Source organism: Blastococcus sp. SYSU D00820, from assembly GCF_054050695.1.
Map to the genome: position 1 here is coordinate 331,878 of NZ_JBJGZW010000001.1, position 21,232 is coordinate 353,109.

Genomic DNA, 21,232 nt, shown 5'->3' on the forward strand with positions numbered 1-21,232 from the left:
GGCAGTGGTGTAACACTTGGCGCCGTCGGAGCCCGGGTGGGAGGCAGGCGTGCAGCTGCTCAGCGGTGACGCCCGGCGTGCCGTCTTCGCGCCGCTCGACGACGGCGCGCTCCGGAGCGAGGCGGTGGTCCGCCGGGTCGGCAGTGCGATCGCCCTGGGCCTGCTCGGCGACGGCGAGCAGCTCCCGGCCGAGGCGGAGCTGGCCACGATGCTCAACGTCTCGACCATGACCCTGCGCGAGGCCCTCGCCGAGCTGCGCAACCTCGGGCTGGTCGAGACCCGCCGCGGCCGGGGCGGTGGCAGCTTCGTCCGGGCCCGCGACGAGGTGCTCGGCGAGCTGGCCGACGCCCGGCTGGTCGAGCTGAGCACCGCCGACCTGCGCGAGCTCGGCGACGTGCACGCGGCGATCGCCTCGACCGCGGCCCGGCTGGCGGCCTCCCGGGCGTCGGGGACCGAGATCGCCCGGTTGCGCGACCTCGTCGACCGGCTGGCGGCGGCGGACTCCGCACCCGCGCAGCGCCGGATCGAGGGCCGGTTCTACATCGAGCTGGCCGCCTGCGCGCAGTCGGTGCGGCTGACCATGCAGGAGATGGACCTGCACCTGGAGCTCGGCCAGCTGCCCTGGCCCCCCGCGCACGTCCCCGAGCTGCTCGGCGTCATCGTCGCCGGGCACCGGGCGGTGGTGGACGCGATCGAGGCGCGCGACCCCGCGCTCGCCCGGGTGCTCACCGAGGAGCACGTCGCCCGCCGCACGGTCTGGTCGATCGAGCTGCGGCTCCGGGCGGGTGCGGCCGAGCCCCCCGCCGACCGGCGCGAGGTCTCGTGACCGCCGATCGGGGTGAGGAGGTCCGCCGGGTGGCCGAGGCGGTCACCGAGGTGGTGGAGCGGGGCTTCGCCACGGTCGCCCAGGTGCACGCCGCGCTCTGCCCGGCCGTGCACGACGCCGTCGTCACGGGCCGGCCCCTGCTGGACGACGCCGTCCGGGAGCTGCTGCTCGAGCCCGGTCAGCTGGCCGTCGGGCTCGGCCTGGTGCTGGCACCCCGCCCCGAGCAGGGCCGGCCGCTGCGGCTGGAGTGGTGGCAGGTCGAGCCGGCCAGCGACCGGCTGCGCCGGCTGGAGCCCGACCTCAAGCCGACCAGCCTGGGCTACTACGACTACACGACCACCGAGTGGTTCGAGGTCCCGCGCCGCACCGGCCGGCGGCACGTCGTCGGCCCCTACGTCGACGTGCACGGCACCGGCCGGTACGTGCTGACCCTCACCGAGCCGGTGGTCGCGGACGGGGAGTTCGTCGGGGTCGCCGGGGTCGACGTCTCGGTGCACCGGTTCGAGCGGCACCTGCTGGCCCGGCTCGGCCGGCTGCCGGTGCCCTTCGTCGTCCTGGACGGCGGCGACCGGGTGGTGCTCTCCACCGCGCCCCGCTGGCTGGTCGGCGACCTGCCGGCGGGTGCCGGGGGAGCGGGCCCGGGCGTGCCGCTGGACGGCCTGCCCTGGCGGTTGCTGCTGGTCGACGAGGGGCCGGCGCTCACCGCCTGACCTCCGGCGGCGCAACGGAGCAGCAACGAGAAGGCAACCGGACGTGTCTTGTCCTGTGACCTCTGGCTCTATAGGTTTCCCGGCATTCCTGTGGCCTCCGGCACATCCGCGAGGCCGCGCCCGCTCTTCGCGAGGAGATCCGGTGACCCCACCGCGAGCCTCCGCCGGTTCCGCCGGCGGCCCCACAGCTGACGACGCCCAGCTGGCCGCCCTCGGCTACACCGGCGAGTTCCACCGCAGCATGGGCCTGTGGTCCAACATGGCCCTGGGCTTCACGTACCTCTCGCCGCTGGTCGGCGTGTACTCGCTGTTCGCCTACAGCCTCTCCATCGGCGGGCCGCCGGCGATCTGGTGGATCGTCATCGTCGGGCTCGGCCAGCTGCTGGTGTCGCTGGTCTTCGGCGAGGTGGTCAGCCAGTACCCGCTGGCCGGCGGCATCTACCCGTGGACGCGACGGCTGTGGAACCGGCGCTACGCCTGGATCGTCAGCTGGATCTACATCTGGGCGATCATCGTGACCGTCACGTCGGTGGCCGAGTTCGGCGGCGGGTTCGTGGCCGCGCTGTTCGAGATCGAGGCCACCCCCGGCGTCGCCCTCGCCACCGCGGTGGCGCTGCTGGTCATCGCCTTCGTCGTGAACTACAGCGGCACCCGGATGCTCGCCCGGATCGCCAAGATCGGGCTGGCCGCCGAGCTGATCGGCGTGGTCGCCCTGGGGCTGTACCTGCTGCTCTTCCAGCGCGAGCAGCCCTTCTCGATCTTCTTCGACACCCTCGGCGCCGGCGGCGGCGACCCGTACCTCGCCACGTTCCTGGCCGCGGCGCTGTCCGGTCTGTTCCTGTTCTACGGCTTCGAGGCCTGCGGCGACGTCGCCGAGGAGGTCGCCGACCCGACCCGCCGCATCCCGCGGGCGATGATCCTGACCATCCTGGTCGGCGGGGTCTCCGGCCTGCTCTCCTACGCCGGCTACGTGCTCGCGGCGCCCGACGCCCAGCTGCAGGCGATCATGGCCGGCGAGGACGTCGACCCCATCCCGACCATCCTCGACGCCACGCTCGGCACGGTCGGCGCGAAGGTGTTCCTCGTCGTCACCGTGGTCGCGTTCATCTCCTGCGTGCTCTCCCTGCAGGCCGCGGGCAGCCGGCTGCTGTACGCCTTCGCCCGCGACCGGATGCTCCCGGCCAGCGGCTGGCTCTCGCACCTGTCCCGGGAGCACGCCGTCCCGACCAACGCGCTGCTCGTGGTCTGCGTCGTCCCGATCCTGATCTGCCTGTTCGTCTTCTTCCAGCCCGACAGCCTGGCCCGGGTGACGGCGTTCGCCGTCTGCGGCATCTACGTCGCCTTCCAGGCCGTGGTGCTGGCCGCGCTGCGGCAGCGGCTCAAGGGCTGGCGGCCGGCCGGCCTGTGGAACCTCGGCGGCGCCGGCCTGCTGGTCAACGTCCTGGCCCTGGCCTACGGCATCTTCGCGCTCGTCCTGCTGGTCAAGCCGCCGGTGGGCACCGAGACGTTCCTCGACCGCTGGATCGTCGCGATCGGGCTGGGGGTCGTGGCGGTCACCGGCCTGCTCTACCTGCTCATCGCCCGGCCGGACCGGCACTCCACGAACATCCCCGAGGGCGATGCCCGCGAGGTGGCCGCACAGCTCCAGCAGATCCGGCAGTCCGCCGGTGTCCCCGTGAGTGAGGAGATCCGATGAAGTTCAGCTACGCGATGCTGCCCGACTACCCCCTCGAGGAGTCGCTGCGGGCCATCAAGCTGGCCGACGAGCTCGGCTTCCACGCGGTGTACGCCGCGGACGAGACCTGGCACAAGGACCTCTGGCTGCTCTTCGCCGCTGCGGCCGCGCAGACCTCGCGGGTGCGCATGGGGCCGAGCGTCTCGGCGGTCACCCTCCGCGAGCCCACCCTCATCGCCCAGGCGGCGGCGACGCTGGACGAGCTGACCGGCGGCCGCGCCGAGGTGGTGCTGTCCAGCGGCAACTTCGGCCTGCTCGCCCAGTACAAGACCGACTGGACGCAGACCAAGCCGCTGTCCCGGGTCATCGAGGGCGTGCACGTGATCCGCACCTTCCTCGACCAGGGGGCGATCACCTTCGACGGCGAGTTCTTCCAGTACGACGGCCTGTTCACCTTCGCCCGGCCGGTGCAGGAGCGGCTGCCGGTGAAGATGGGCGCGATGCGCGGGCCGCGCTCCTTCGTGGCCTCGGCCGAACACTCCGACGGCTGCCACCACGCGCTCAGCTACACCCGCGAGGCCTACGAGTACGCCGCCGAGCACCTGCGGGCGGGCGCGGAGAAGGCCGGCAAGGACTGGACGACGCTGGACTTCGGCGCCTGGGTGGTGGTGTCGGTCGGCCGGGACTCCGCCGCCGCCAAGGACGCCGCGCGCAGCATGGTCGGCATCTACGCCTCCTCCATGCCGGCCGAGCAGCTGGAGCGCAACGGCGTCGACCCCGACAGCCTCAAGCCGATCATCGACGCGATCGGCGGTGGCGACCTCGCCCGGGGCATCGAGCTGACCACGCCGGAGATCGCGGAGAAGCTGTCGTTCGCCGGCACGCCCGAGGAGGTGACGGCGAAGATCAAGGAGATCGAGCCGGCCGGGGTGAACCACCTCATCGCCGCGATCACCGACGCCTCGCTGGTCAAGGCGTTCACCGGCCGCGAGCTGCCGGGGGTGGCCACGGTGGAGGAGCAGCTGCAGCTCATCCACGACGAGGTCATGCCGGCGTTCTCCTGAGCCGGCGGTCCGCCCGGCCGGTGCCGGCCGGGCGGACCTGCCTCAGCCGCCCTCGCGCATCCCCCACGGAGAGCCGTAGGCGGTCAGCAGGTCCAGGAAGGGGACGGCGTCGAACGCCTCGGGCCCGAGCACGCCGGTGCCCGACCACACGCCGGTCGCCAGCAGCTCGAGGGCGACCACCGGGTTGACCGCGGTCTGCCAGACGACGGCCTGGGCGCCGTACTCGCGCATGGACCAGGCGTTGTCCACCACGTGGTACAGGTAGACCTGCCGGGGCTGCCCGTCGGGGCCGGTGCCGCTCACCCACAGTCCGGCACAGGTGCGGCCCTCCATGAGCTCGCCCAGGGTCGCCGGGTCCGGCAGGGCCGCGGCCACGACGTCGCGCGGGGAGACCTCGACGTCACCGACGCGGATCGGCGTCGTGGAGTCCATCCCGGTCTCGTGCAGCGCCTTGAGGATGCCGATGAAGTGCGAGCCCAGGCCGTACTTGAAGGTGACCCGGCGCGCGTCGATCCAGCGCGGCATGAGGAGCACCTCCTCGTGCTCCACGTTGACGCACTCCACCGGGCCGATGCCCTCGGGGAACTCGAAGACCTCCGGCTCGCTGAACGGCTCGGTGGTGAACCAGCCCCGGTCGCGCTCCCACACCACCGGCGGGTTGAGGCACTCCTCGATCGTCGTCCAGATGGAGAAGGACGGGGCGAACCCGTGCCCGCGGACGACGAGGTCCGAGCCGTCGCGGACGCCGAGCTCGTCGATCTCGGAGAACAGGTGGTCGGCGGCGTAGCGGGCGAAGACGTCGGACAGTCCCGGCTCCACGCCGATGCCGACGAGGGCCAGCTGCCCGCGGGCGGTCCACTCGTCGGCGAGAGCGAACTGCTCGTCGCCGAGCTTGACGCCGGTCGCCGAGTACGGCTGGTCCGGGTGTGGCCGCGACAGCGACATCGCCATGTCCAGGTAGGTGGCCCCACCGGCCAGCGCGGCGCGGAACAGCGGCATGACGAACCGCGGGTCGGTCGCGTTGAGCAGCACGTCGCAGCGGTGCTCGGCCAGCAGCGCGGTGACCGCCGCCTCGTCGGAGGCGTCGACCCGGGCCGCGGTGAAGCGCGGGTCGCCCACCGCGGCCACCGCCTTCTCCGCCCGGGCGGGGTCGTAGTCGGCCACGACGACGGCCTCGGCGAACGGTCGGCGGGCCGCGATGCCCACGATGGCGCTGCCCACGCCGCCGGCGCCGACCAGCAGTACGCGCATGAGGGGTCCTCTCCGGGATGGAGTGGCCCACCGTAGGCGACGGCTTCCGTCGTTGTACACGGTTGTAACGCCCGAAACCTTGTGCTGGAGGGGGTTCAGCTGACATAAACCGTGCATGACAGCAGCGGTGCTCAGGTGACAGCGGCAGCGGACCCGGCGTCGCCGGCCGAGGAGGCGCCGGCGCAGCTCAAGGCCGGCGCGATCGGCTTCGTCGACGCGCTGGTGATCGGCCTGGCCTCGACCTCGCCGGCCTACTCGCTGGCCGCGATCATCGGGCCGGTCGTCGCGCTGGTCGGCGTGCACGCCCCCGGGGTGCTGCTCGCCTCGTTCGTCCCGATGGCGCTGATCGCCTCGGCCTTCTACTACCTCAACCGGGTCGACCAGGACTGCGGCACCACGTTCTCCTGGGTCACCCGCGCCATGGGTCCGTGGATGGGCTGGATCGGCGGCTGGGCCATCGCCATGACCGGCGTCCTGGTCATCGGGTCGCTGGCCGACACCGCCGTCCGGTTCACGCTGCTCACACTGGGGCTGGACTCGCTGGCCGAGTCCACGCCGTGGGTGATGACGCTGGTCGTGATCGTCATCGTGGTGATGACGGCGATCTGCGTGATCGGCACGGAGATCTCGGCCCGGGTGCAGAACCTGCTGATCCTCGCGCAGGTGCTGGCCCTGCTGGTCTTCGCCGTGGTCGCGCTCGTGCGGGCGCTCAACGGCGACGGCCTGGAGGGCAGCCTCACCCCGTCGCTGTCCTGGCTGAACCCCTTCGCCGAGGGCGGTGCCGCGCTCACCGGCGGGCTGCTGCTCGGGGTGTTCGCCTACTGGGGCTGGGAGTCGGCGGTCAACCTCACCGAGGAGACCGAGGACTCCGCCTCGGCGCCCGGCAAGGCCGCGGTGCTGTCCACCGTCGTGCTCCTGGTGACCTACCTGGCGGTGGCCTACGCCGTCGTCGCCTTCTCCGGCACCGACTACCTCGCCCAGAACGAGGGCGAGGAGGAGTTCATCTTCGCGCTGCTGGGCGGCGACGTGCTCGGCGGCTGGGACTGGGTGCTGCTGCTGTCGGTGGCCACCGCGGCGCTGGCCTCCACGCAGACGACGATCCTGCCGGCGTCGCGGACCGGGCTGTCGATGGCCCGGCGGGCGGCGCTGCCCCGGTCGCTGGCGCACATCCACCCGCGGTTCCGCACCCCCGACGTCTCCACCTGGTGGGTCGCCGGCATCGCCGCGGCCTGGTACGTGCTGGTGTCGCTGATCAGCGAGAACGCGCTGTTCGACTCGCTGACCGCGCTGTCGCTGCTGATCGCCTTCTACTACTCGCTGACCGGCATCGCCTGCGCGGTCTTCTACCGCCGCGAGCTGCTGGCCAGCGTGAAGAGCTTCCTGCTCATCGGGGTGGGCCCGCTGATCGGGTCGGGGCTGCTGATCTGGCTGCTCATCGAGTCCATCGGCGACCTCGCCGACCCGGAGAACAGCGAGCTCGGGACGACGTGGCTCGGGGTCGGGCCGCCGCTGGCCATCGGCGTCGGGATCCTGCTGCTCGGCGTGGTGTTCATGGTGATCTGGCGGTTCACGCGGCCGCGGTTCTGGGACGAGCGGCCGGCCGTGGCCGCGGACGTGCGGGAGGGGCGGGCATGAGCGTCGTGCTGGGGTACGACGAGTCGCCGGGGGCGCGCCGGGCGCTGGGGCTGGCCGTGGAGGTCGCCCGGCGCTTCGAGGAGCCGCTGGTGGTCGTCTACGGCGCCGCCCCGCCCGGGATGGTCGGCGAGGAGGCCGGGGTGCACACCCAGGCCCTCGAGGAGCTCGGCCGGACGGCGGTCGCGCACGCCGTGGCCGACGCCGAGGCCGCCGGCGTCCGCGTCGTCGTGGAGCTCCTGGACGAGAAGCCGGTGCAGGCCCTGCTGGACGCCGCCGAGCGGCACGACGCGCGGGTGATCGTCGTCGGCACCTACGGGGAGAGCGCGCTGCGCGGGGCGATCCTGGGGTCGGTGTCCTACCGGCTGCTGCACCTGTCCGACCGGCCGGTGCTGTGCGTGCCGCCGGCGGCGGCCGAGGACTGAGCAGCCGCAGGCGCGACGGGACGAGTGGGGGCCGGAGGCTCCCGCGAGGGGCGTCGGGTGGGGCTCCGCGCCGGTCGGGGACGGCACCTGGCCGCGGTGTCGGCCGGCAGGCCGACGGTGTCAGAGCCGCTCCCACGCCTCCGTGAGCACGCTGCGCAGCACCTGCTCGATCTCGTCGAACTCGGCCTGGCCGCAGATCAGCGGGGGCGCCAGCTGCACCACCGGGTCGCCGCGGTCGTCGGCCCGGCAGTAGAGCCCCGCCTCGAACAGCGCCGTCGACAGGAACCCGCGCAGCAGGCGCTCGGACTCGTCGTCGTCGAAGGTCTCCCGGGTGGCGCGGTCCTTCACCAGCTCGATGCCGTAGAAGTACCCGTCGCCGCGGACGTCGCCGACGATCGGCAGGTCCAGCAGCCGCTCCAGCGTGGCGCGGAAGGCGCCCTCGTTGTCGAGCACCCGCTGGCCCAGCCCCTCCTCGGCCATCAGGTCGAGGTTGGCCAGCGCGACGGCGGCGCTCACCGGGTGGCCGCCGAAGGTGTACCCGTGCGGAAAGCTGACGCCGGCCTCCAGGAACGGCGCGACGACCCGCTCCGAGGCGATCATCGCGCCGATCGGTGAGTACCCCGAGGTCATGCCCTTGGCGCAGGTGATCATGTCGGGCACGTAGCCGAACTTGTCGCAGGCGAAGGTGGTGCCCAGCCGGCCGAACGCGCAGATCACCTCGTCGCTGACCAGCAGCACGTCGTGGCGGTCGCAGATCTCGCGGACCCGGGCGAGGTAGCCCGGCGGGGGCGGGAAGCACCCGCCGGAGTTCTGCACCGGCTCCAGGAAGACGGCGGCGACGGTGTCGGGGCCCTCGGCGAGGATCGCCTGCTCGATCTGGTCGGCGGCCCACCGGCCGAAGGCGACCGGGTCGTCGCCGTGCACCGGGGCCCGGTAGAGGTTGGTGGCGGGTACGTGCACGGTGCCGGGCACCAGCGGCTGGAAGGCGTCCTTGATCGCCGGCAGCCCGGTGATCGACAGGGCTCCGTGCGTGGTGCCGTGGTAGGCGATCGAGCGGCTGATCACCTTGGTCTTGGCGGGCCGGCCGGTGAGCCGGAAGTACTGCTTGGCCACCTTCCACGCGGTCTCGACCGCCTCGCTGCCGCCGGTGGTGAAGAAGACGCGGTCGAGGTCGCCGGGCGCGGCGTCGGCCAGCCGGTGCGACAGCTCGACCGCCGCCGGGTGGGCGTAGGACCACAGCGGGAAGAACGCCAGCTGCTCGGCCTGGCGGGCGGCGGCCTCGGCCAGCCGCCGCCGGCCGTGCCCGGCCTGGACGACGAACAGCCCGGAGAGCCCGTCGAGGTAGCGGCGCCCGCGGTCGTCGTAGACGTACGCGCCCTCGCCGCGGACGATCACCGGCGGCGGGGCCTCGGTGTAGTTGCCCATCCGGGAGAAGTGCAGCCAGAGGTTGTCCGCGGCGCCCCGACCAGTGGTGGCCGGGCCTTCGGTGACGTCCTGCTCGGTGGTGGTCATCTGCGGATCCCGTCGTCGCCGGGGCGGATGGACGACGGGATGCTACTGCAGCGGAGTGCCACGGCGCGGAAAGTGCGCCCGTGGCACTCCGCTCAGCCGAGCAGTGCCTCGATCGCCGTCCGCACCTCGGGGGCGTCGGGCTGGGTGCGCGGCCGGAACCGGGCCACCACCTCGCCGTCGGCGGCGATCAGGAACTTCTCGAAGTTCCACTGCACGTCGCCGGCCTCCCCGGTGGCGTCGGGCGCGGCGGTGAGCCGCTGGTAGACCGGGTGCGCGCCCTCGCCGTTGACCTCGACCTTCTCCGTCATGGGGAAGGTGACCCCGTAGGTCGTGGAGCAGAAGCCGGCGATCTCCTCGGCGGTGCCGGGCTCCTGGCCCATGAACTGGTTGCACGGAACGCCGACCACCGTGAACCCGCGCGGCCCGTACTCCTGCTGCAGCGCCTCGAGCTGGCTGTACTGGGGGGTGAGACCGCACTTCGAGGCGACGTTGACGACCAGCGCCGGCCGGCCGCCGGTCAGGGCGCCGAAGGTGGTCGGCTCGCCCTGCAGGGTGGACACGGGCTGGTCGAGCAGGTCGCTCACGGGCTCTCCTCCTGGGTGGGCGGCCGGTCCAGGCCGCTGAGGTCGTCGGGGACGTCGACCGCGTGCCGGCGCAGCGCCTCCAGCGGCACCACCTCCAGCGCGCGGACGTTGGTGGCCGCGAGCACCACCCCGGCCGCGGCGCCGGCGCGGAACGCCTGCAGCCAGCGGCCGGCCACCACGCACCAGCGGTCACCGGGCCGCAGGCCGGGGAAGCCGTACTCGGGGCGCGGGGTGGTCAGGTCGTTGCCGAGTTCGGCCTGGAGGGCGAGGAACTCCCGGGAGACGACGGCGCAGACGGTGTGCCGGCCGAGGTCGTCGGGGCCGCTGCGGCAGGAGCCGTCGCGGTAGAAGCCGGTCAGCGGCTCGGTGCCGCAGGGCTCCAGCGGACCGCCGAGGACGTTGCGCTCGACGGCGTCCGGCGCGGTCATGACCCCCACCCTGCCACGGTCGTCACCGGTGCAGCCTGCGACTGCCGCCGTGCCAGTCCTCCTCGCGGCCGACCTCGCCGGGCCGCAGCCCCTCGGTGCGGACCTGCGGCGCCTCCCGGAGGCTGCGCTTGAGCTCGGCGAAGCCCGGGAACGACGCGAGGCCGACCACGTGGTCCCAGAGCTCCTCGGCCTGGTCCTCGGCCGGCAGCCGGCTGATCACCGGGCCGAAGAACGCCGTGCCCTGCGGCGGCCGGAAGTGCAGGATCGGCGTGCCGACGTCCCGGCCGGTGAGCGCGAGCGCCTCCTGGGTCTCGGCGCGCACCACCGCGTCCCAGGAGTCGTCGTCGAGGGCTGCGGCCAGGTCCGCGGGCAGACCGAGCTCGTCGAGCACCGGCGCGACGAAGGCGGCGGTGCCCGGTGCCGCCGGGTCGGTGCGGCCGCCGTCCTCCGGTGCGGTCTCGAACACGCGCGTGCCCAGGGCCGGGTAGAGGCGGTCGAGCGCCGGCTGCCCGTGCCCGGCGCGCACGGCGGCGGCCAGGCGCAGCAGCCGCAGCCCGGCGGTGTGCCCGGCCTCGTAGTCCGGCGGGAACTGCGCGGCGTAGTCGACGTGCTCGTTGAGCAGCCGCAGGGAGATGAACCGCCACTCGACGCGGTAGGTGCGCCGGGCGGCGACCATGCGCACCCATCGGCTGGTCAGCCAGGCGAAGGGGCAGACCGGGTCGAAGTAGAAGTGCAGGTCGGCATCCGCCACGGAGCCGAACGTAACCCCGGACGGCGACCGGCGCCCGCCGCCCGTGGCAGGGTGCGGACGTGACCGACGACACCGTCACCCCCGAGGTCCTGTGGCGCCCGACGCCGGAGTCGATGCGGGCCTGCCGCGCCGCGGACTTCGCCCGCTGGGTCACCCGGCGCCGCGGCGTGGACCTCGGCGACCCGGTCGACTACGACCGCCTCTGGCGCTGGTCGGTCGAGCACCTCGAGCAGTTCTGGGCCGACGTCGCCGACTGGACCGGCGTGCTGCCCGGCGTCCCCGACGACCGGGTGCTGACCGCCCGCACCATGCCGGGCGTCGAGTGGTTCCCGGGGGCGACGGTCAACTACGCCGAGCAGGCGCTGCGGCACGCGACGGACGACGCCCCGGCGCTGGTCGTGGTCGCCGAGGACACCGTGCCCACCGAGGTGTCGTGGGCGCAGCTGCGCGGGCAGGTCGGCGCCTTCGCCGCGACGCTGCGCCGGCTGGGCGTGCGGCGCGGCGACCGGGTCGCCGGCTACCTGCCCAACGTGCCCGAGGCGGTCGTGGCCTTCCTCGGCGCGGCCGCGATCGGTGCGGTGTGGACCTCGTGCGCCCCCGACTTCGGCACCCGCAGCGTGCTCGACCGGTTCGCCCAGGTGGAGCCGGTGGTGCTGGTCGCGGTCGACGGCTACCGGTTCAACGGCCGGGAGCACGACCGGCGGGAGGTGCTCGCCGAGCTCCGGGCGGCGCTCCCCAGCGTCCGGACGACGATCGTCGTCCCCCGGCTGTCCGGGGGCGGGCTGCCCGACGGCGTGCTGGCCTGGGCCGACGCGGTCGCCGAGGTGCAGGAGCCGGAGTTCGAGCCGCTGCCGTTCGACGCCCCGCTGTGGATCGTCTACTCCTCGGGCACGACCGGGCTGCCCAAGGGGATCGTGCACGGGCACGGCGGCGTCGTCCTCGAGGAGCTCAAGCAGCTGGCGCTGCACGGCGACCTGGGCCCCGGCGACCGCCTCCTCTGGTACGCCTCGACCGCCTGGATCATGTGGAACATCGCCACGTCGGCGCTGCTGTGCGGCGCCACGGTGGTCGTGTACGACGGCGCGCCGGCGTACCCGACGGTCGACGCGCAGTTCGCGCTCGCCGCCCGCACCCGCCTGACCTACCTGGGCACCAGCCCCGGCTACCTCCTGGCCTGCGAGAAGGCCGGCGTGCGGCCGGGGGAGACCCACGACCTGTCCTCGCTGCGGTACGTGGGGGCCACCGGCTCGCCGCTGCCGGCGTCGTCGTTCCGCTGGGTCTACGACGCGGTGAAGCCCGACGTCTTCCTCGGCTCGCTGTCCGGCGGCACCGACGTGGCCACGGGCTTCGTCGGCTCGACCACGCTGCTGCCGGTGACCGCCGGCGAGCTGCAGCGGCCGATGCTGGGTGTGGCGGCGGCCGCCTGGGACGCCGACGGCCGCCCGGTCGTCGGCGAGCTCGGCGAGCTGGTGGTCACCGAGCCGATGCCGTCGATGCCGCTGTACTTCTGGAACGACCCCGACGGCACCCGGTACCGCGAGGCCTACTTCGAGCCGTGGCCGGGCGTCTGGCGGCACGGCGACTGGATGGAGGTCACCGAGCGGGGCACCTGCCTGATCACCGGGCGCTCGGACTCCACGCTCAACCGCGGCGGCGTGCGGATGGGCACCGCCGACATCTACGCGGCGGTGGAGTCGGTGCCCGAGGTGGTCGACTGCGTCGTCCTCGGCGTCGAGCAGCGCGACGGTGGCTACTGGATGCCGCTGTTCGTCCAGCTGACCCCCGGCACCCAGCTGACCGGCGAGCTGACCGACCGGATCCGCGCGGCGATCCGCACCCAGGCCAGCCCGCGGCACGTGCCCGACGAGGTGCTCGTCGTCCCCGCCGTGCCGCACACCCGCACCGGCAAGCGGCTGGAGGTGCCGCTCAAGCGGCTGTTCCAGGGCATGGCGCCGGAGAAGGCGGCCAACGCCGGCGCGGTGGACGACGCCGCGGCGCTGGAGCACTTCGTCGCGCTGGCCCGCGAGCGCGCCGCGCGCTGACCTCAGCGGCGGAACGGCCCCGACAGCGCCGCCCACTGCAGCAGCAGCACGGTCTTGGCGTCGGCGATCCGGCCGTCGCCGGTCATCGCCAGCGCCTCGTCGAACGACAGCTCCAGCACCTCGATGTCCTCGCCCTCCTCGGCCAGTCCGCCGCCGGCGGACACGCGGTCGGCCGGCGTGTACGGGGCGGCGAAGAAGTGCAGCCGCTCGGTGACCGAGCCCGGGCTCATGAACAGCTCGAAGACCGGCTCCAGGGTGCCGACGGCGACGCCCAGCTCCTCCTCGGCCTCGCGGCGCATGGCCGACTCGGCGTCCTGGTCGTCGAGCAGCCCGGCGGCGGTCTCCACGAGCAGCCCGTCGGGATGGCCGTTGACGTACACGGGGAAGCGGAACTGGCGGGTGAGCAGCACCGTGCGCCGGGTGGTGTCGTACAGCAGCACCGTGGCGCCGTTGCCCCGGTCGTAGGTCTCGCGCTGCTCGGTGGTCCACCGGCCGTCGCGGTGCCGCTGGTCGAAGGTGGTGCGGCGCAGCACGTGCCAGCCGGCGGCCAGCAGCTCCACGTCCCGGACGACGACGTCGGGGTTGCCGGTGAGGTCGCGACCGGCCCGGTCCAGGCCGGTCCGCCCGCGCGCGTCGGGGACGTCGACCCCCGGCACCCCCACGGCGGTCACCGGGCCACCGCCGGCACCTCGTCGAGGGCGGTGTAGACCGCCGCGCCGCGGGCGCGGGCCAGCTCCACCATCTCGTCGCTGCCGGCCGAGGCGCCCGGCAGCCGCAGCACGGCGTCGCAGCGGGCCACCAGCCGCCGGCCCATCGGGTGGAACACCTCGTCGAAGGCGGCGTCGCCGACCCGGGTGGAGCCGGCCAGCTCCGCCAGCGGCAGGGCGAGGTCCTCGCCGTTGACCGCGAGGTGGCCGGCCCGGAACAGCGCCAGGCAGGCCTCCTGGATGGCCCGGTGGTTGGCCGCGATCAGCGCCGGGTCGTCGCCGGTGCCTCCGCGGTAGGGCCCGGCGACCAGGATCATCAGGGGCTCGGACAGGGTCACGCGCACACCACCTCCACAGCGGCGTCGTCGAGGGCGGCCAGGGTCTCCTGGGCCGCGGGGGAGAGCTGGGGGTCGCGGGCGCTGACGTCGGTGACCAGCCGGCCGACGGCGGGCAGCGGCGCAACCGAGGCGAAGGCGCGGACGCCGAGCTTCGAGGCGTCGGCGACGACGAGGGTGGACCGCGCCCGCGCGAGGCCGGCCTGCTTGACGGCGGCGTCCTCGAGGGTGAACTCCGACCAGCCGGCCGCCGCGTCGACCGCGCCGATCGACATGACGAAGACGTCGAAGCTCAGCTGCGAGAGCACCGCGGCGGTCAGCGGGCCGGACAGGCTCTGCTCGCCCGGTCGCGACTCACCGCCGACGACGAGCAGCCGGATGCCCGGCACGTCGGCCAGGGCGGCCGCGCCGGGCAGGCTGAGCGCGGCGACGGTGAGCGGCGCGCGGCCGGCCAGGTGGCGGGCGACGTGCACGGTCGTCGTCCCGGCGTCGAGCAGCACCGTCGAGCCCGGCTCGACCAGGTCGGCGGCCGCCCGGCCGATGCGGTCCTTGAGGCCGGCCTGCCAGTCCGCGCGGGCGGCGAAGCCCGCGGCGGACTCCGGCTCCGCGACCGCCACCGCGCCGCCGCGCACCCGCTCGACCAGCCCGCGCTGCTGCAGCGCGTCGAGGTCACGGCGCACCGTCATCTCCGAGACGCCCAGCCGGGCGGCGAGGTCGGCGAGGGTGACCCGGCCGGCGTTGCGCACCAGCCGGAGGGTCACGTCGAGTCGGTCGGGGACGGCCACGACCGACTTCCTACCACCTAGCTGTTAGTTCTGTGAAGTGGTTGTGAGATATGGCGTGAGGCTGCTCACGACCGCGGATGAGCGCGAGGTGCAGGGGGAACGACCTGCCGCCAAGGTGTACGTGATCATCCGCTGACCGAGGAGGCCGACCGACGATGACGTCGAGCGCCAGCCCCGCCGAGGACGCCGTCCTGCAGCCGCAGCCGCCGGCCCTGCTGCCCCCGTGGCACACCCCCGAGCGCGAGGCGCTGCAGGAGCAGGCCCGCCGGTTCGCCATGGAGGAGGTCCTCCCGGTCGCCGACGAGCTGGACCCGCAGAAGGGGCTGATCCCGGCGTCGCTGCTGGCCCGGCTGGCCGAGCTCGGCTACTTCGGCATCACCGTCCCGGCCGAGTGCGGCGGGCTGGGGCTCGGGGTCTTCGAGTACTGCATGGTCAGCGAGGAGCTGGCCCGCGCGTGGATGTCGACGGCGAGCATCCTGGCCCGCTCGCAGGGGCTGGGCACCGCGGTGGCCGACCCCGCGCGGCGGGAGGAGCTGCAGCGGCGCAGCGCCCGGGGCGAGTGGATCGGGGCGATCGCGCTGTCCGAGCCCGACGCCGGCTCCGACCTCGCCGGCGTCTCCACCCGCGCGGTGCGCGACGGCGACGAGTGGGTGGTCACCGGGCACAAGCGCTGGTGCGGCAACGCCGAGGCCGCCGACTTCATCCAGGTGCTGGTGCGCGAGCGCGATCCTGAGGAGGGGGAGTCCCGCTCGGCCGGGCTGGTCAACCTGCTGCTGGAGAAGGAGCGGGGGTCGTTCCCGGAGGGGCTCACGGGCACCCCGATCGACAAGATCGGCTACCACGGCTTCCTGACCTGGGATCTCGTCTTCGACGGCGTCCGGATCCCGGCGGGCAACGTCATCGACCAGGCCCGCGCGGCGGCCGAGGACAGCGCCGAGGAGGGCGAGGCGGCCAAGCGGGCGGGCTTCGCCGAGGCGCAGAAGTTCCTGAACACCGCGCGGGTGCACACCGCCGCCCGCGCCGTCGGCCTGGCCCGCGCCGCGCTCGAGGACTCGATCGTCTACCTGCAGGAGCGCGAGCAGTTCGGCCACCCGATCGGCGACTTCCAGGCGCTGCGCTTCACCGTGGCCGAGATGGCGGCCCAGATCGAGCAGGCCCGTGCCTTCTACCGGCAGGTCGCCCACCTGATCGACCTGGGCGTGCGCTGCGAGAAGGAGGCGTCGATGGTCAAGCTCGAGGCCACCGAGATGGCGGTCCGGGTGACCAACCAGGCCATGCAGCTGCACGGCGGCAACGGCTACACCACCGAGCGGCAGGTCGAGCGGCACTGGCGCGACGCCCGGCTGACCACGATCTTCGAGGGCACCAGCGAGATCCAGAAGCGGATCATCAGCGACCGGCTGCTCCCGCGGTCCCCCCTGGCCTGAGCGGAGTGGGAGGGCGCGGAGAACGCGTCCCTCTCACTCCACTCGCAGGACGCGGGCCTCCCAGGGCTGCAGCACCGCCGGGTCGCCGGCGTCCAGGTTGCCCAGTACGAGTTCCGCGCCGACCGCCTCGGGCAGCAGCTCGGCCAGCGGCTGCGGCGTGCCGCCGACGTTGCAGACGACGAGCAGCGTGCGCCCGCTCAGCGAGCGGGTGAAGGCGTACACCTGCTCGTCGTCGGGCAGCAGCATCGTGAAGTCGCCGAGCGCGACCACGGAATCCTCGTGGCGCAGCGCGATCAGCCGCCGGTGGTGGGCCAGCACCGACCGCGGGTCGTCGCGCTGGGCCGCGGCGTTCCACTCGGTGTGGTCGGGGTTGACGCCGATCCACGGGGTGCCGCTGGTGAAGCCGGCGTTCGGGGAGGCGTCCCACTGCACCGGCGTCCGGGCGTTGTCCCGGCTCATCGCCCGCAGCGAGGCGAGCACGGCCTCGGCGTCGTCGCCGCGGGAGACGGCGTGCACGTGGTGGTTGAGCGACTCCACGTCGCGGAACTCGGCGAGCGAGGCGAACGGGGCGTTGGCCATCCCGAGCTCCTCGCCCTGGTAGACGTACGGCGTTCCGCGGTGCAGGTGCAGCAGCGTGGCCAGGCAGGTCGCCGAGTCGCGGCGGAACCGCGGCGAGTCGTTGCCGAACCGGCTGACCACGCGCGGCTGGTCGTGGTTGTCCCAGTACAGGGAGTTCCAGCCGACGTCGGCCAGCCCCGCCTGCCAGCGGCCGAACGAGGCCTTGAGGTCGCGCAGCCGCAGCGGGTGCACGTCCCACTTGCTCGTCCCGTGGTCCAGCCCGACGTGCTCGAACTGGAACACCATGTCCACCTCGCGGCGGGCCGGGTCGGTGAACAGCCGGGCCTGCTCCACGGTCACGCCCGGCATCTCGCCGACGGTGAGGAACGCGCCCTCCCGCCCGGCGAACACCTCGCGGTGCATCTCCTGCAGGTACTCGTGGATGCGCGGCCCGCAGAGGTAGGACGCCGAGCCGTCGCCCCACGCCGAGCCCGGCAGCGGCGGCCCGTCGGACAGCGCGCCGTCCGGCCCGACGTCCTTGCTGATCATGTTGATGACGTCCATGCGGAAGCCGTCGACCCCGCGGTCGAGCCACCACCGCATCATCGCGTACACCGCCTGCCTGACCTCCGGGTTCTCCCAGTTGAGGTCGGGCTGGCGGCGGTCGAACAGGTGCAGGTAGTACTCGCCGGAGGACTCGTCGAGCTCCCACACCGGACCGGAGAAGAACGACTGCCAGTTGGTCGGCTCGGCACCCGGGGCGCCGGCGGCCATCCCGGGCCGCGGCGGGCGCCACCAGTACCAGTCGCGCTTCGGCGACGCGGGCCCCGACCGGCTCTCGACGAACCAGGGGTGCATGTCGCTGGTGTGGTTGACCACGAGGTCCATCAGCAGCTTGATGCCGCGCCCGTGCAGCGCCGCGACCAGCTCGTCGAACACCTCGAGGGAGCCGAACAGCGGGTCGATGTCGGTGTAGTCGCTGATGTCGTAGCCGTTGTCGGCCTGGGGCGAGGGGTAGACCGGCGAGAGCCAGACGACGTCGACGCCCAGGTCGCTCAGGTGGTCCAGCCGCTGCAGGAGCCCGCCGAGGTCACCGATCCCGTCGCCGTCGGAGTCCATGAACGAGCGCGGCTAGACCTGGTACACCACCGCGCGCGTCCACCAGGGGGCGTCGTCCTCGACCGTCACCGGTCCAGCCCAGCACGGTCGGCGGCTGCGCGCACACCGCGCGCGGACCCGCTGACGGGTGCCCGCCGCTCGGCTCCGGTCCCGCGCGGCCCTGAGCGGGCCGCCGTCCGACGAGGAGATCGATGTCCACCGCACGTCCGGGCGCGGCGCTGAGCGCCGTCGCCCTCGCCGCCACCCTCCTGCTCACCGCCTGCGGCTCCGACGAGCCCGCGGATCCGCCGTCCTCGGCCGAGGGGGGTTCCGGCGACGGCACCATCGCCGATCCGTCGGGGGCCTTCGAGAACCCGGGCAGCGCGCCCGAGGAGTGTGCCGAGGCCTTCCCGCTCGCCCAGGGCGGCGACATCGCCGACGTGGAGAGCGTGCCGGCCGACTTCCCCGAGCCACCCGACGGCGCGGTGCTGTGCGAGACCGGCGGCACGGTCCGCGGCGGCCAGGAGTACGTGAGCTACGCGGCCGACCTCTCCGGCGAGGAGGTGCTGGCGTACTACGAGGCCAACGGCCCGGGCGCCGAGCGGATCGACAGCGGGCTCGGCGAGGCGGTCACCGGCACCTCCGGTGACGTGATCTGGCAGGTGGACCCGCAGGACGGCGGCTTCCGCGTGGTCTTCCAGGCCGCCTGAGCGGAGGGGGGGGGGGGCCGGGTACATGGGGTCCCCCCCCCCGAGGCCGGTGGCCCAAACGCGGTCGCGGGGCAAGGGCCCCTTGGCCCGCGGGGGCGTGCGTGGGAGCGCAGGATTCCTGCGCTCCCACCCTCCGCTGACGTGTGCCACATCGGTGACGGAGGTCCATGGACCTGTCGCACGCGCGGTCCTACGGTGGGCGCCACCGCCCGCGCGCCCGCCAGGAGGACCCCGTGCCCTACACCTTCGACCGCATCGACCCCTCGCGGACCGCGATGATCGTCGTGGACATGCAGAACGACTTCGTCGCCGACGGGGCGGCCCTGCAGTCCAAGCAGGCGCTCGCGCTCGCCGACGAGCTGGCCGAGACGCTCACCTTCTGCCGGGAGAACGGCGTCAAGGTCATCTACACCGCGCACGTCCACCGCGAGGACGGGTCGGACATGGGCCTGTACGACGACCTGTACCCGCCGATCGACCAGCGCGCCGCGCTGGTGGACGGCACCCCGGGCGCCGACATCTTCCCGGTCCTCGCCCCGGCCCCGGGCGAGCACGTGATCAAGAAGCACCGGTACAGCGGCTTCTTCGCCACCGACCTCGACCTCATCCTGCGGGAGTGGGGCGTGGACTCGGTCGTCATCACCGGGACGACGACCGAGAACTGCTGCCACGCCACGGCGCGGGACGCGATGTTCCTCAACTACAAGGTCGCGTTCCTGTCCGACGCCACCGGCACCTTCGACTACCCCGACGTCGGCTACGGCGCGATGTCGGCCGACGACGTGCACCGCGCGACCCTCACCATCCTCGCCTTCTCCACGGCGCACGTGATGACCGCGGCCGAGTTCCGCGGGCTGGTCGCCACCGCCTGACCGGAGGGTGGGAGCGCAGGATCCCTGCGCTCCCACCCTCCGCTCCACGGAAAACCCGCGTGCTCCTCACCGGGGTCGTCGGCGACCATGGCCGGGACCGGGAGGAGGAGTCATGGTCGCGCTGCCGCGCGCGCTGTCGCCCCTGCGGCACCGGTCCTACCGGTTCCTGGCCGCCTCGCTGGCGCTCTCCCTCACCGGTGCCGGGGTCTGGGCGATCGCCCTCGTCTGGCAGGTGGTCGCCCTCGGCGGTGGCCCGGGCGCGTTGTCGCTGGCCACCGGGCTGTCCGCGGCCGGCATGCTGGTGAGCACCCTGCTCGGCGGCGCCCTGGCCGACCGGGTGCCGCAGCGGTCGATCCTGCTGGCCGTTGAGCTGGTGCAGGTGACGGCGATCGGAGCGGTCGCCGTCCTCTCGCTGACCGGCGCCCTCGGCCTGGTGCACGTGGCCGCCGCCTCGCTGGTCATCGGCCTGGCGATCGGCTGCTACTACCCCGCCTTCTCCGCGCTGGTGCCCGCGCTGGTCCCGGAGGAGGACCTGCTGGCGGCCAACGGGCTGGAGGGCGTCGTCCGGCCGGTGCTGTCCGCGGCCGCCGGCCCGGCGCTGGCCGGCTTCCTGGTCGCCGCGGTCAACCCGGGCGCGGCGGTGGCGGCGACGGCGCTGTGCTCGCTGGCCGCCGCGGCCTGCGTGGCCGCCGTGCCGCCGACGCCGGTCCGCCGCGCCCTCGACGGCGGCGGGTCGCCGGTGCGCGGCCTGCTGCACGACGTGCGGGAGGGCGTCCGCTACATGGTCGCGACGCCGTGGCTGCTGGCCACGCTGGCGTTCGCCTCCCTCATGGTGCTGGCGATGATCGGCCCGTTCGAGGTGCTGGTGCCCTTCGCGATCCGCGACCAGGCCGGCGGCGGGCCGGCCGAGCACGCGCTCGTGCTGGTCGCCTTCGGCGTGGGCGGCGCCCTCGGCTCGCTCGTGGTGGCGTCGCTGCGGCTGCCCCGGCGCTACCTCACCGTCATGAACCTGATGTGGGGCGTCGGCTGCGTTCCGCTGGTCGTCTTCGGGCTGACCTCGCAGCTGTGGCTGATGGTGGCCGCCGGCGCGGTGGTCGGGGCGGCGTTCCAGGCCGCGACGGTCATCTGGGGCACCCTGCTGCAGCGCCGGGTGCCGCCGGAGCTGCTCGGCCGGGTCTCCAGCCTCGACTTCTTCGTCTCGCTGGCGTTCATGCCGCTGTCGATGGCGCTGGCCGGGCCGGCGAGCGCGCTGCTCGGCCTGACCGGCACCTTCCTCGTCGCCGGCCTGGCGCCACCGGTGCTGGCGGTGGTGGCGATCGTGGTGTGGCGGCTGCCGGCCGACGAGCTGGCGCACCCGCTGGACACCGCCGTCCCCGAGAGGGACCAGCCGGTCGCTGCTTGGATGGGGGACGGCGCCGGGAGAGCCCCGGTGCAGGAGGGAGAACCGTGGCCGAGCTGAGCCGACCGGACGTCGAGCCCCCCACGGGCCCCGCTCCCGACGACCTCGTCATCGAGGACCTCGTCGTCGGCGAGGGCCCCGAGGCGACCCCCGGCAGTCTGGTGAGCGCCCACTACGTGGGGGTCACCCACGACGGCGGCGAGCAGTTCGACGCGTCCTGGGACCGCGGCGACCCGCTGGAGTTCCGGCTGGGCGTCGGCATGGTCATCCAGGGCTGGGACGAGGGCATCACCGGGATGCGGGTGGGCGGCCGCCGCCGGCTGACCATCCCGGCGCACAAGGCCTACGGCGACCGCGGTGCCGGCGGCGTCATCAAGCCGGGCGCCACGCTCGTCTTCGTCGTCGACCTCGTCGGCGTCCGCTGACCGACGGCGGGGCGCC

The 21,232-nt window shown here is 73.9% G+C and carries 21 protein-coding genes; 12 read left to right on the top strand and 9 right to left on the bottom strand.

What is annotated here, in order from left to right:
* Positions 1-49 precede the first annotated feature (49 nt).
* From ACI79R_RS01535 to ACI79R_RS01550, 4 genes are all read left to right on the top strand, one after another.
* The gene (locus ACI79R_RS01535; protein ID WP_456571811.1) at positions 50-826 is read left to right on the top strand and encodes a FadR/GntR family transcriptional regulator; all 777 of its coding nucleotides are present in this window, start codon (positions 50-52) and stop codon (positions 824-826) included.
* Positions 823-1,536 (top strand): cache domain-containing protein, encoded by a 714-nt coding sequence (locus tag ACI79R_RS01540; protein WP_456571812.1) that lies wholly within the window; start codon positions 823-825, stop codon positions 1,534-1,536. Before ACI79R_RS01535 ends, ACI79R_RS01540 begins: the two co-directional genes overlap by 4 nt.
* Positions 1,537-1,678: 142 nt before the next feature.
* Positions 1,679-3,232 carry an APC family permease gene (locus ACI79R_RS01545; RefSeq protein WP_456571813.1) on the top strand — a complete coding sequence of 518 codons (1,554 nt, stop codon included), beginning with the start codon at positions 1,679-1,681 and terminating at the stop codon, positions 3,230-3,232.
* Positions 3,229-4,275 carry an LLM class flavin-dependent oxidoreductase gene (locus tag ACI79R_RS01550; protein WP_456571814.1) on the top strand — a complete coding sequence of 349 codons (1,047 nt, stop codon included), beginning with the start codon at positions 3,229-3,231 and terminating at the stop codon, positions 4,273-4,275. Before ACI79R_RS01545 ends, ACI79R_RS01550 begins: the two co-directional genes overlap by 4 nt.
* 42 nt (positions 4,276-4,317) lie before the next feature.
* Here ACI79R_RS01550 and ACI79R_RS01555 read toward each other — a convergent pair whose 3' ends face one another.
* The gene (locus tag ACI79R_RS01555) at positions 4,318-5,526 is read right to left on the bottom strand and encodes a saccharopine dehydrogenase family protein (RefSeq protein WP_456571815.1); all 1,209 of its coding nucleotides are present in this window, start codon (positions 5,524-5,526) and stop codon (positions 4,318-4,320) included.
* A gap of 135 nt (positions 5,527-5,661) precedes the next feature.
* On the opposite strand from ACI79R_RS01555, the gene ACI79R_RS01560 reads away from it, so the two are divergent.
* Positions 5,662-7,161 carry an APC family permease gene (locus ACI79R_RS01560; protein ID WP_456571816.1) on the top strand — a complete coding sequence of 500 codons (1,500 nt, stop codon included), beginning with the start codon at positions 5,662-5,664 and terminating at the stop codon, positions 7,159-7,161.
* Positions 7,158-7,583, top strand: a complete 426-nt coding sequence (locus ACI79R_RS01565; protein WP_456571817.1) for a universal stress protein — start codon at positions 7,158-7,160, stop codon at positions 7,581-7,583. Before ACI79R_RS01560 ends, ACI79R_RS01565 begins: the two co-directional genes overlap by 4 nt.
* Positions 7,584-7,703: 120 nt before the next feature.
* Here the strand turns inward: ACI79R_RS01565 and ACI79R_RS01570 are convergent, their stop codons facing one another.
* The 4 genes from ACI79R_RS01570 to ACI79R_RS01585 all read right to left on the bottom strand — a co-directional run bounded on the left by ACI79R_RS01570 (position 7,704) and on the right by ACI79R_RS01585 (position 10,858).
* Positions 7,704-9,095, bottom strand: a complete 1,392-nt coding sequence (locus ACI79R_RS01570; RefSeq protein WP_456571818.1) for an aspartate aminotransferase family protein — start codon at positions 9,093-9,095, stop codon at positions 7,704-7,706.
* Between the two features lie 92 nt (positions 9,096-9,187).
* The gene (locus ACI79R_RS01575) at positions 9,188-9,679 is read right to left on the bottom strand and encodes a glutathione peroxidase (RefSeq protein WP_456571819.1); all 492 of its coding nucleotides are present in this window, start codon (positions 9,677-9,679) and stop codon (positions 9,188-9,190) included.
* Positions 9,676-10,107, bottom strand: a complete 432-nt coding sequence (locus ACI79R_RS01580; protein ID WP_456571820.1) for a DUF2237 family protein — start codon at positions 10,105-10,107, stop codon at positions 9,676-9,678. The genes ACI79R_RS01575 and ACI79R_RS01580 overlap by 4 nt, the downstream gene beginning before the upstream one ends.
* A gap of 22 nt (positions 10,108-10,129) precedes the next feature.
* Complete coding sequence (locus ACI79R_RS01585; RefSeq protein WP_456571821.1) at positions 10,130-10,858, bottom strand: DsbA family protein; 729 nt, start codon at positions 10,856-10,858, stop codon at positions 10,130-10,132.
* 59 nt (positions 10,859-10,917) lie between these two features.
* Here ACI79R_RS01585 and ACI79R_RS01590 point away from each other — a divergent pair, with 59 nt between their 5' ends.
* Positions 10,918-12,900, top strand: a complete 1,983-nt coding sequence (locus ACI79R_RS01590; protein ID WP_456571822.1) for an acetoacetate--CoA ligase — start codon at positions 10,918-10,920, stop codon at positions 12,898-12,900.
* 2 nt (positions 12,901-12,902) lie between these two features.
* Here ACI79R_RS01590 and ACI79R_RS01595 read toward each other — a convergent pair whose 3' ends face one another.
* From ACI79R_RS01595 to ACI79R_RS01605, 3 genes are read right to left on the bottom strand one after another with little or no spacing between them, the layout of a single operon-like run.
* Positions 12,903-13,571: an NUDIX domain-containing protein gene (locus ACI79R_RS01595; protein WP_456571823.1), complete on the bottom strand. Its 669-nt coding sequence runs from the start codon at positions 13,569-13,571 to the stop codon at positions 12,903-12,905.
* The gene (locus ACI79R_RS01600) at positions 13,568-13,945 is read right to left on the bottom strand and encodes a DUF4406 domain-containing protein (RefSeq protein ID WP_456571824.1); all 378 of its coding nucleotides are present in this window, start codon (positions 13,943-13,945) and stop codon (positions 13,568-13,570) included. The genes ACI79R_RS01595 and ACI79R_RS01600 overlap by 4 nt, the downstream gene beginning before the upstream one ends.
* Positions 13,942-14,727, bottom strand: coding sequence for a DeoR/GlpR family DNA-binding transcription regulator (locus ACI79R_RS01605; RefSeq protein WP_456571825.1), 786 nt, complete (start codon positions 14,725-14,727; stop codon positions 13,942-13,944). Before ACI79R_RS01605 ends, ACI79R_RS01600 begins: the two co-directional genes overlap by 4 nt.
* A gap of 155 nt (positions 14,728-14,882) precedes the next feature.
* On the opposite strand from ACI79R_RS01605, the gene ACI79R_RS01610 reads away from it, so the two are divergent.
* Positions 14,883-16,154 (top strand): acyl-CoA dehydrogenase family protein, encoded by a 1,272-nt coding sequence (locus ACI79R_RS01610; protein ID WP_456571826.1) that lies wholly within the window; start codon positions 14,883-14,885, stop codon positions 16,152-16,154.
* Positions 16,155-16,187: 33 nt separating this feature from the next.
* Here the strand turns inward: ACI79R_RS01610 and ACI79R_RS01615 are convergent, their stop codons facing one another.
* On the bottom strand, positions 16,188-17,831 hold the full coding sequence (locus ACI79R_RS01615; RefSeq protein WP_456571827.1) for an alpha-glucosidase: 1,644 nt from the start codon (positions 17,829-17,831) through the stop codon (positions 16,188-16,190).
* A 191-nt stretch (positions 17,832-18,022) separates the two neighbouring features.
* Between ACI79R_RS01615 and ACI79R_RS01620 the strand changes: the two genes are divergently transcribed.
* The 4 genes from ACI79R_RS01620 (at position 18,023) to ACI79R_RS01635 (ending at position 21,216) form a co-directional block, all read left to right on the top strand.
* Positions 18,023-18,520, top strand: a complete 498-nt coding sequence (locus ACI79R_RS01620; protein ID WP_456571828.1) for a hypothetical protein — start codon at positions 18,023-18,025, stop codon at positions 18,518-18,520.
* A gap of 233 nt (positions 18,521-18,753) precedes the next feature.
* Positions 18,754-19,392: a cysteine hydrolase family protein gene (locus ACI79R_RS01625; RefSeq protein WP_456571829.1), complete on the top strand. Its 639-nt coding sequence runs from the start codon at positions 18,754-18,756 to the stop codon at positions 19,390-19,392.
* A 112-nt stretch (positions 19,393-19,504) separates the two neighbouring features.
* A complete protein-coding gene (locus ACI79R_RS01630; RefSeq protein ID WP_456571830.1) occupies positions 19,505-20,851 on the top strand; it encodes an MFS transporter in 1,347 nt (448 codons plus the stop codon).
* Positions 20,839-21,216, top strand: a complete 378-nt coding sequence (locus ACI79R_RS01635) for an FKBP-type peptidyl-prolyl cis-trans isomerase (protein ID WP_456571831.1) — start codon at positions 20,839-20,841, stop codon at positions 21,214-21,216. Before ACI79R_RS01630 ends, ACI79R_RS01635 begins: the two co-directional genes overlap by 13 nt.
* Positions 21,217-21,232 lie beyond the last annotated feature (16 nt).